Annotated in this window: 6 protein-coding genes and 1 tRNA gene; 5 read left to right on the top strand and 2 right to left on the bottom strand. The window is 61.5% G+C overall.

The features are described 5' to 3' along the window. The first annotated feature begins 118 nt into the window (after nucleotides 1-118). The 4 genes from NW835_RS03395 (at nucleotide 119) to NW835_RS03380 (ending at nucleotide 4,399) form a co-directional block, all read left to right on the top strand. Nucleotides 119-928, top strand: a complete 810-nt coding sequence (locus NW835_RS03395; RefSeq protein WP_414414522.1) for a DUF429 domain-containing protein — start codon at nucleotides 119-121, stop codon at nucleotides 926-928. A 339-nt stretch (nucleotides 929-1,267) separates the two neighbouring features. Next, nucleotides 1,268-2,431: a GuaB3 family IMP dehydrogenase-related protein gene (locus tag NW835_RS03390; RefSeq protein ID WP_414414521.1), complete on the top strand. Its 1,164-nt coding sequence runs from the start codon at nucleotides 1,268-1,270 to the stop codon at nucleotides 2,429-2,431. Between the two features lie 34 nt (nucleotides 2,432-2,465). Next, a tRNA-Val gene (locus tag NW835_RS03385) sits at nucleotides 2,466-2,537 on the top strand. A 281-nt stretch (nucleotides 2,538-2,818) separates the two neighbouring features. Next, on the top strand, nucleotides 2,819-4,399 hold the full coding sequence (locus NW835_RS03380; RefSeq protein WP_414371014.1) for an iron uptake porin: 1,581 nt from the start codon (nucleotides 2,819-2,821) through the stop codon (nucleotides 4,397-4,399). Between the two features lie 126 nt (nucleotides 4,400-4,525). On the opposite strand, the gene NW835_RS03375 is transcribed toward NW835_RS03380, so the two are convergent. Both NW835_RS03375 and NW835_RS03370 read right to left on the bottom strand, forming a co-directional pair. Further along, a complete protein-coding gene (locus NW835_RS03375) occupies nucleotides 4,526-5,365 on the bottom strand; it encodes a DUF6671 family protein (RefSeq protein ID WP_414414520.1) in 840 nt (279 codons plus the stop codon). 67 nt (nucleotides 5,366-5,432) lie between these two features. Beyond that, a complete protein-coding gene (locus tag NW835_RS03370) occupies nucleotides 5,433-7,139 on the bottom strand; it encodes a SulP family inorganic anion transporter (RefSeq protein WP_414335145.1) in 1,707 nt (568 codons plus the stop codon). A gap of 307 nt (nucleotides 7,140-7,446) precedes the next feature. Between NW835_RS03370 and NW835_RS03365 the strand changes: the two genes are divergently transcribed. Further along, on the top strand, nucleotides 7,447-8,519 hold a 1,073-nt coding region (locus NW835_RS03365), incomplete at its 3' end, for a DNA gyrase subunit A (protein ID WP_414414519.1).

The following is an 8,519-nucleotide window of genomic DNA, read 5'->3' as shown; positions in this document are numbered from 1 at the left end:
CATGCGACTGATCCCTCACCCCCAGCCCCTCTCCCTGAGGGAGAGGGGCTGGGGGTGAGGGCACCTCTGGGAGAGGGGCTGGGGGTGAGTCCTCGGTCAAACGTCCGGGGAAGGCAGTGTGGCTCGGTTGATCTGCATTGGTCTAGACTTGGCCTGGTCAAGCCGCAACCCCTCTGGGGTGGCGACGTTGCACGTCGAGATCGAAAATCCTGACGCCCAAGCCTTGACGGGCCGCCTGCTGGACAGCCGCATCCTGCAAACCGACCCGGAAATTGTGGACTACATCCAAGCCCAAGCCGGAGGGGATCCCTGCCTGGTGGCGGTGGATGCTCCCTTGCGCGTCCCCAACCTCAGCGGCCAGCGGCGGGCCGAAGCCGAGTTGAACCGAGTATTTCGCGCCTATGCCGCCGGCGCCCACCCGGCCAACCGCCGGCTCCTGGAAAAAAACGGCCAAGTGCGGGGGGAAGCCCTGGTGTACGCCCTCTCGCGTTATGGCTTTCGCGAGCAGGCCAGCATCGAGCAGGGATCCCTCGCCCGCCAGATCACCGAAGTCTTCCCCCACAGCGCCATGGTGAGCCTGTTTGGCCTCAGCCGCAGCCTCCCCTACAAGGCGCGTCCCCGCCGCACCTGGCTGCAACGAGAACAGGCGTGGCGGCTGTACCAGCAACATCTGCGGGCCTTGGCCAGCGCCGACCCTGCCCTGCGCGGCCAAGAGCCCCTGCTCCAAGTGGAGGTGGGCTCCCTCAGGGGCCGCCAACTCAAAAACTATGAAGACCAAGTCGATGCCTTGATGTGCGCCTACATCGCCCTCTACGGCTTTCGCTGGGGATCCCAGCGCTGCCACAGCTTCGGAAGTCTGCAAGAAGGGCACATCTTCACACCCCTACCCCCGTCATTGCCAACGCCTCCCGACCCTTATCTTCGTTGAGTCAACACACCACGGCTTACGCCACGCTGCGCGAATAGATAGAGTACGCGCTTTACGCTTCACCGACTTGTTGGTACAGAGGTCTCAGCGTGCTGCCACCGTGCAACCCACGGCGGGAAACTCTCCAGAGATTGAACTGGTTCTTCTCAATTGCAGCACGAACGGCTTTCATCCCGACACGGATTGGCTCTTGAGTCAACACAATTCACCCATACACTGCGGGGCTTCCCGCGGATTCAGCTCAACCGGAGGGAAAACTGGGCTCTTGCTAGCCTCGAATCACCTCTTGGCGGCATGATTAAGGGAAGGGGATCCTGCTGTCAAAGGGAAGGGAAACAAATGAACGTACAACTGGGCCGCAACCGGCAGGCAAGACGCGCTTACGGGCTGGATGAGATTGCTCTGGTGCCGGGCAGGCGAACTCTGGATCCCAGTTTGGTGGACACCCACTTCACCTTGGGAGGGATCCAACGGCCCATCCCCATCATTGCCAGCGCCATGGACGGCGTGGTGGATGTCAAGATGGCGATTTTGCTCTCCAAGCTGGGGGCGATGGGCGTGCTGAACCTGGACGGGATCCAAACCCGCTACGCGGATCCCGACGAGGTGCTGGATCAGATTGCTGCGGTCGGCAAAGACGAGTTCGTCCCCCTGATGCAACGCCTTTATAGTGAACCCGTCAAGCCGGAGCTCATTCAAGAGCGCATCCGCCAGATCAAAGCCGCCGGCGCCATTGCCGCCGCTAGCTGTGTGCCCGCCCATGCTGCCCAATACGGCCCCCTAGTGGCGGAAGCAGGCGGGGATCTGTTTTTCGTCCAGGCCACCGTGGTTTCCGTCCATCACAAAGTGCCTGAGGGCATGCAAAAGCTGGATCTGGCCGCCTTCTGCCGCTCCATGCCCATTCCCGTGGTGCTGGGCAACTGCGTCACCTATGACGTCGCCCTGGAGCTGATGCAGGCCGGAGCGGCTGGAGTGCTGGTGGGCATCGGCCCCGGTGCTGCCTGCACCTCCCGCGGCGTGCTAGGAGTAGGGGTGCCCCAGGCTACTGCCATTGCCGACTGCGCTGCCGCCCGCGACCAGTTCTTGGCCGAAACCGGCACCTACGTTCCCATCATTGCCGACGGCGGCCTGGTGACCGGCGGCGATATCTGCAAGGCCATTGCCTGTGGGGCCGACGCCGTGATGATTGGATCCCCCTTAGCCCGCGCTCAGGAGGCGCCCGGTCGCGGCTTTCACTGGGGCATGGCCACCCCCAGCCCTGTTTTGCCCCGCGGCACCCGCATCCGCGTGGGATCCACCGGCACCCTGGAAGAGATCTTGTGCGGCCCTGCCCGCCTGGATGATGGCACCCACAACCTCTGGGGCGCTCTGCGCACCAGCATGGCCACCCTGGGTGCCGCCAACCTCAAAGAAATGCACCAGGTGGAGATCTGCATCGCCCCTTCCCTTTTGACCGAGGGCAAGGTGTACCAGAAGGCGCAGAGCCTGGGCATGGGGAAATAGTCTCTCAGGAAATGCTAGACTCAGGGAGCCGAGGGGGCGGTTAGCTCAGCGGTAGAGCGCCTGCCTTACAAGCAGGATGTCACTGGTTCGAGTCCGGTACCGCCCATCCCCATTCAGGCTGGCAGCTTGGGATACACCCGCTAGCCAGGGCTGGATCCCTGAGGTAGAGTAATGAATGTGGAGCCTGGATCATCTACCACCGTTGGGTCTCGCATTGAGTCTGGCTCAAAAAGTGTGTAAAGTGGTAGACGACATCGACTGGGGCTGTACTATGTTCTTCTAAAGTCCGCAATTGTCAGGCTCGCTCACGAGTTAGACAGCTTGTTACTTTGAGAAGACACTGCTACAGCCAAGACAGGTGTGAGGACAAAGAAGAAGGAGAGAAACATGCCCGCGAAACACGCGAATCCCTGGAAAACGCTGCTGGCTGGCACCCTGGGTGCAGCGGCAGTCTTGACTCCTGGAGTGGCCTATGCCCAAGCTACAGGGCCTGTCACTTCGATCTCTGAGCTTTCCGATGTTCAGCCTACTGACTGGGCATTCCAGGCACTGCAATCTCTGGTCGAGCGCTACGGCTGTATTGCTGGCTACCCTGACCGCACCTTCCGCGGCAACCGGGCTATGACCCGTTTTGAGTTTGCCGCCGGGATGAACGCCTGCTTGGATCGCATCAACGAGCTGATTGCCGCTGGCCTGGCCGACAAGGTTTCCAAGGAGGACTTGGCTACGCTGCAGCGGCTGCAAGAGGAGTTTGCTGCCGAGCTGGCGGCCCTGCGGGGACGGGTCGAGGCAGCAGAGGCTGATATCAACGACCTGAAGGGCAAGGTCTTCAACCCAGTCACCAAGCTCAATGCCCAGGTGATCACTGCTATCCTGGGCAGCGCCCTCACCGACGACCGGGTGGTCAACAACAGGGTGGTGGCTGAGAAGGATCAGGCGAACATGACCCTGCCCTACCGGGTGCGCTTGAACTTCGACGCTTCCTTTGCTGGGCGTGACCGTCTACGCATTCGTCTGCAGGCTCGCGATGCAGTAACCACCTTCTTCGCAGGGGATCCGGGCGTTGGCTTCCAAGGGGGGGGTGGTGGCACCTTCACACTGGCCCAGTTGGTCTATCAGTTCCCTGCCTTTAACCGCGCTGCCACCATCTACGCTGGCATCACGGGCACGGGGGTGTCTAGCGTCCTACAATACAGCGTTCCTTTCGACGCGCTCTCGGACTTTGCCGACCTCCCCAACTCCACGGGAGATGTGCCCAGTGGCACGCTGTTTGGCTTCCGCTATCGCCTCAGCGACCAGTTTCGTCTGGCCTACGCCTACAGCACCCGCGGCGGCCAGACCTTGGGCAGAGGTTTCGGTGACAGCGGTTTGACCGGTAACGACAGCGCTCACACGGTGGAGCTGGGCTTTCTGCCGACGGAAAATCTGGAGCTGTATTTGCAATTTGCTTCCACCTATCTGCAGGACGCTAGCCGCGGCCCCGGTTTCCTGGCTACCGGCAGCAGCCTTTTCCGCGGTCCGCTGCGCCGGAATGACGTCACCCCCTCGGCTCGGGTCAATGCCTTTACAGTGGCTGCTAACTGGGAGCTGAGCCCCCGCATTATCCTGTCCGGCTGGTTTACGGCGGGCAACGTTGACTATAACCTGCCCAATGTGGTGCCGGCGGGTACTATCGATCCGGGCGATGAAGACTTCAACGGGTTCTTGCTTGGTTTTGCCTTCCCGGATCTCTTCATTGAGGGTGCCAAGGGTGGCGTAGTCTTCGGTCAGCCGATTGTGACTACAGACAACGACGGGGTTTGGGATACTCGGCCCTTCATTGTGGATGTCTACTACAGCTTCCCAGTGAACGAGTACATTACCCTGACGCCCGCCGCCTACTTTGTGAGCAACCCCAATGGGGGCAGACCAGGGGACAACGACCCGACCATTGGTGTGGGCGCTCTGCGGGCAGTGTTCACCTTCTAATCCCTTGCTCTCCCGCCTAGGTTAAAAACAACGGAGGGATCCGCTGCGGCGGATCCCTTTTTTATGGAAAGTCTCCCAAGCCTTGCCCTGGAAGACATCGAGCAAGTTGGAGCGGGGGCCGGGAAGCTAGGGGTTACAAAAGGCGCACTGAGCCGGATCTGCCCAGGTCTCTGCCACAGGCTCGGTGTGGGTGTGGGAACAGCGGGCACAGCCATACACCCACGCCTTGGTTACAGGGGTGGGGGCACCACACTGGCCGCAGGGCAGCCCAGGCAGCGCACGGATGCGCCAGTAGCCGGGAGTGCCGCAGGCGGGGCAGAGGCTTTGGGCTTTGGCGATGAGGTTTTGGGTGGCTGCCGCAATCACCTGCAGGCGGGTTGGGTTGTACAGGGCCCGCATATCGGTTTCCAGGTGCAGCCCTCCCTGGCGGGCCAGCAGCTCTTCCACCACCTGCTTTAGGGTTGCTTCGTCTTGGATCCCTTTGTGGATAAGTTGGGGGTTTTCCGGCTGGTCGAGGGCGATCAGGCCGTGCTGTGGGAACCCCACCTGTCGGGCAAAGTCGAGCGCTTCTGCCCAGCTCTGCACCCAGCGATGGCTGAAATTGGTTTGCACGCTTTCTGCATAGCCCACCAGCTCCAAGGGATCCGCGTCAGGTTCAAAAACCTTGAGCATGACCCACTCCTGGTTCCAAGGGATCCAGGGAAGCTGGGGGTGGGGGCCGAAAGATCCCTCGCTGGCCAAAAGCAAGGGGGCAGGACAAACTTGGCGGGCTCTCTCAATCTTTAGGCGTAGGGTGTGGATGGGATCCCCCGGTCGGGGCCGCTCCCGTGAGAAGGTGCCCAGTTGGTCGGTGTCGAGAGGTATCACTTGCACCTGGATCCCCAAGTGTTGGGACAAGAGAGGGGCGACCACTTGCTCCTTGCGATGCAGGGTTGCCAAGTAGGCAACCCGACCTTTCCATTGCATAGACTCAGGCCCGACCCCGATCCGGCAAACGAAGTCTACAGCTTTATTGTTGGGCTCATCGGATGGCTCAAACCAGGGGACTGGGTTCTGCCGCCAAGCCCAACTGGGCGACGGCCTCGGCCAAAGCGGCCTCCCGGCTCTCTACAAACCGCTCTGCCGGCAAGGGCAAACGTAGGCTTTCCAAGCGCTGTCGGATCCGGCTCCTGGCCCCGACAATCCACACCTGCTTGCCGCGATCTAGAGCCTCACGAATGGCATTTTCCAGAGAGAGTGTCGCCGAAACCCCCAGCATCGGTACATCCGACAGATCCACCACCAAAGCTTGGCAAGAAGCCACCGCCTGGTGTTGGCGGGAAATGGCCTGGGAAACCCCGAAGATCATCGGGCCGCTCAGGTAAAACAGCAGCACCTGGCCGCGGCCCTGGCGCAGCAATTCCTTTTCCCGCGGCGTGAGATCCACCGCATCATCCGCATCGGTAATGGCTTTCACCTCTTCCGACTGCAGCTCGCTCAAGCGCTGGATGGTGAGCAAGTTGGCCACAAACACCCCCACTCCCACGGCAGCGATGAGATCCACGAACACCGTCATGAACATCACCCCGTACATGATGGCCGCCCCTTTGAGGGAGAGGCGGTGGGCCCGCTTCAGGAAGCTCCAGTCGAGGATATCCACCCCCACCTTAAAGGCGATCCCCGCCAGCACCGCCATCGGGATCCCTTGGGTGAGGGGAGCGGCAAACAGCACCACCATCAAGAGGATGAGGGCGCGGGTGATGCCCGCCAAGGGCGTACGTCCCCCCGACTGGATGTTCACCACCGTGCCCATGGTCGCCCCTGCTCCCGGCAACCCCCCCAGGAAGCCGGAGACCAGGTTGGCGATCCCCTGCCCGATCAGCTCTTGGTCAGAGTCGTGGCGGGTGCGGGTGAGGTTGTCGGCAATCACCGCCGTCAAGAGGGTGTCGATGCAGCCCAGCATGCCCAGCACCACCCCGTCCAACACCAAGCTGGCCAAAGATGAAAAGGGCAACTGTGGCCATTGCACCTGGGGCAAGCCGGTGGGGATGGGGCCAATGCGCCGCAACTCCCAGTCAGCCATGAACCAGTTGGCCACCAGCGTTCCCAGCACCAGGGCCACCAACTGGGGCGGCACCGCCCGTCGCCAGGGCTTGGGATAGAAAAAGAGGATGGCCAGCGTCAGCAGCCCCAACCCCAGTTCCGGCACCTTGAGGTTAAGCAGGTAGGTCGGCAGGTTCTGCACCGACCCGATCACTCCCCCCTGGCTGGCGTGGCCCAACAGCGGCGGGATCTGCAGCAAAATCATGATCCAGCCAATTCCCGACATAAAGCCGGAGATGACGCTGTAGGGCATGAGGGTGATGTATTTGCCCAGCTTCAGGGATCCAAACAAAATTTGAAACAGGCCCCCCAGCATGACCACGGTGAAAGCTGGCCCCAACCCCTGATCCGGATAGCTGGCGGTAACCTTGGCAACCACCGCCGTCATCATCACCGTCATCGGCCCGGTGGGTTCGGAGATAAGGGTGGGGGTACCACCGAACAGGGCGGCAAAAAAGCCCACACACACCGCCCCGTACAAACCTGCCACCGGCCCCGCCCCGGAAGCCACCCCAAAGGCCAAAGCCATCGGCAGCGAGACAATCGCCGTCGTCAGCCCGCCGAAGAGATCCCCACGCCAGTTTTCTAGGCTTAGCCGCCGCTGCCAATCCAGAAATCTCCTACCGCCGGCCTGCTCTTCTTTCGCTTGCTGCAGCATGCTCCACCGCTCTCGACACTATGTAGGTAGGCTACCATTGAGCGTTACCATAAAAGACTAGACTAGAGAATAGATTTCTATCTATAAGTTTCTTCAGGGATCCCCTTTCGGCGCCGAGTTTGGGAAACTCTCTCTGCCAAGCAGAGCTGCCTGCCGACAGCCGCTCTACCCCAGAATGGTAGACTGGAAACAACTGGATTTGGGGTTACTGCCCTAGGTTGCCGACTGTTGGCGGGCAACAACCTTCTGCCCTTGCACCCTGCCCGCGCCCAAGTCCACCGGGATCCCTCACCTCCACCTCCATCCCATGAGCGACAACGAATTGACCGCGCGCATCATCTCCACCGACTTGCAGCGGGAGATGACGCAGTCCTACCTGGAATACGCCATGAGCGTGATTGTCGGGAGGGCTCTGCCAGACGCGCGGGATGGCTTGAAGCCGGTGCATCGCCGCATCCTCTACGCCATGCACGAGCTGGGCCTGACGGCGGATCGGCCTTTTCGCAAGTGCGCCCGCGTTGTCGGGGATGTGATTGGGAAATACCATCCCCATGGGGATCAGGCGGTTTACGAAGCGCTGGTGCGCATGGCCCAGGACTTCTCCATGCGGGAGCGCCTGGTGGACGGGCACGGCAACTTCGGCTCCATCGACAACGACCCGCCGGCGGCCATGCGCTACACCGAGTGCCGCCTCACCGCCTTTGCCCAGGAAGCCCTGCTGCAGGATATCGACGCCAACACCGTTGACTTCATCGACAACTACGACGGATCCCAGCAAGAGCCGCTGGTGCTGCCGGCGCGGATCCCGCAGTTGCTCTTGAACGGCTCTTCCGGGATTGCTGTGGGCATGGCCACCAACATCCCGCCCCACAATCTGGGAGAGCTGGTGGACGGCCTGATTGCCCTCATCCACAACCCCAACCTGACCAGCCTGGAGTTAATGCAATGGATCCCGGCCCCCGATTTCCCCACCGGCGGGCTGATCATGGGCCAGGAGGGCATCCGCGAAGCCTATACCACCGGGCGCGGCTCCATCACCCTGCGGGGGGTGGCCACCATCGAGACCATTGAGCAGCGGGGCCGACCGGCGCGGGACGCCATCGTGATCACCGAGCTGCCCTACCAGACCAACAAGGCAGCCATGATTGAAAAAATTGCCGAGTTGGTCAATGAGAAAAAACTGGAGGGCATTGCCGACATCCGTGACGAGAGCGACCGCAGCGGCATGCGGGTAGTCATTGAGCTGAAGCGGGATGCCCAACCGCAGGTGGTGCTCAACAACCTCTACAAGCAAACCCCCCTGCAGAGCAACTTCGGGGTCAACATGCTGGCCATCCTCAACGGCGAGCCGCGCACCCTGACCTTGCGGGATGCCCTGCA

The sequence above is a fragment of the Synechococcus sp. OH2 genome (assembly GCF_047462155.1).
Taxonomy (GTDB): domain Bacteria; phylum Cyanobacteriota; class Cyanobacteriia; order Thermostichales; family Thermostichaceae; genus Thermostichus.
This window is presented reverse-complemented; position numbering and strand designations above follow the sequence as displayed.

Bases quoted from the DNA above. Each gene is read 5' to 3' on its own strand.
- NW835_RS03390 (WP_414414521.1), top strand. From the start codon at position 1,268: ATGAACGTACAACTGGGCCGCAACCGGCAGGCAAGACGCGCTTACGGG.
- NW835_RS03370 (WP_414335145.1), bottom strand. From the start codon at position 7,139: ATGCTGCAGCAAGCGAAAGAAGAGCAGGCCGGCGGTAGGAGATTTCTG.
- NW835_RS03375 (WP_414414520.1), bottom strand. From the start codon at position 5,365: ATGCAATGGAAAGGTCGGGTTGCCTACTTGGCAACCCTGCATCGCAAG.
- NW835_RS03380 (WP_414371014.1), top strand. From the start codon at position 2,819: ATGCCCGCGAAACACGCGAATCCCTGGAAAACGCTGCTGGCTGGCACC.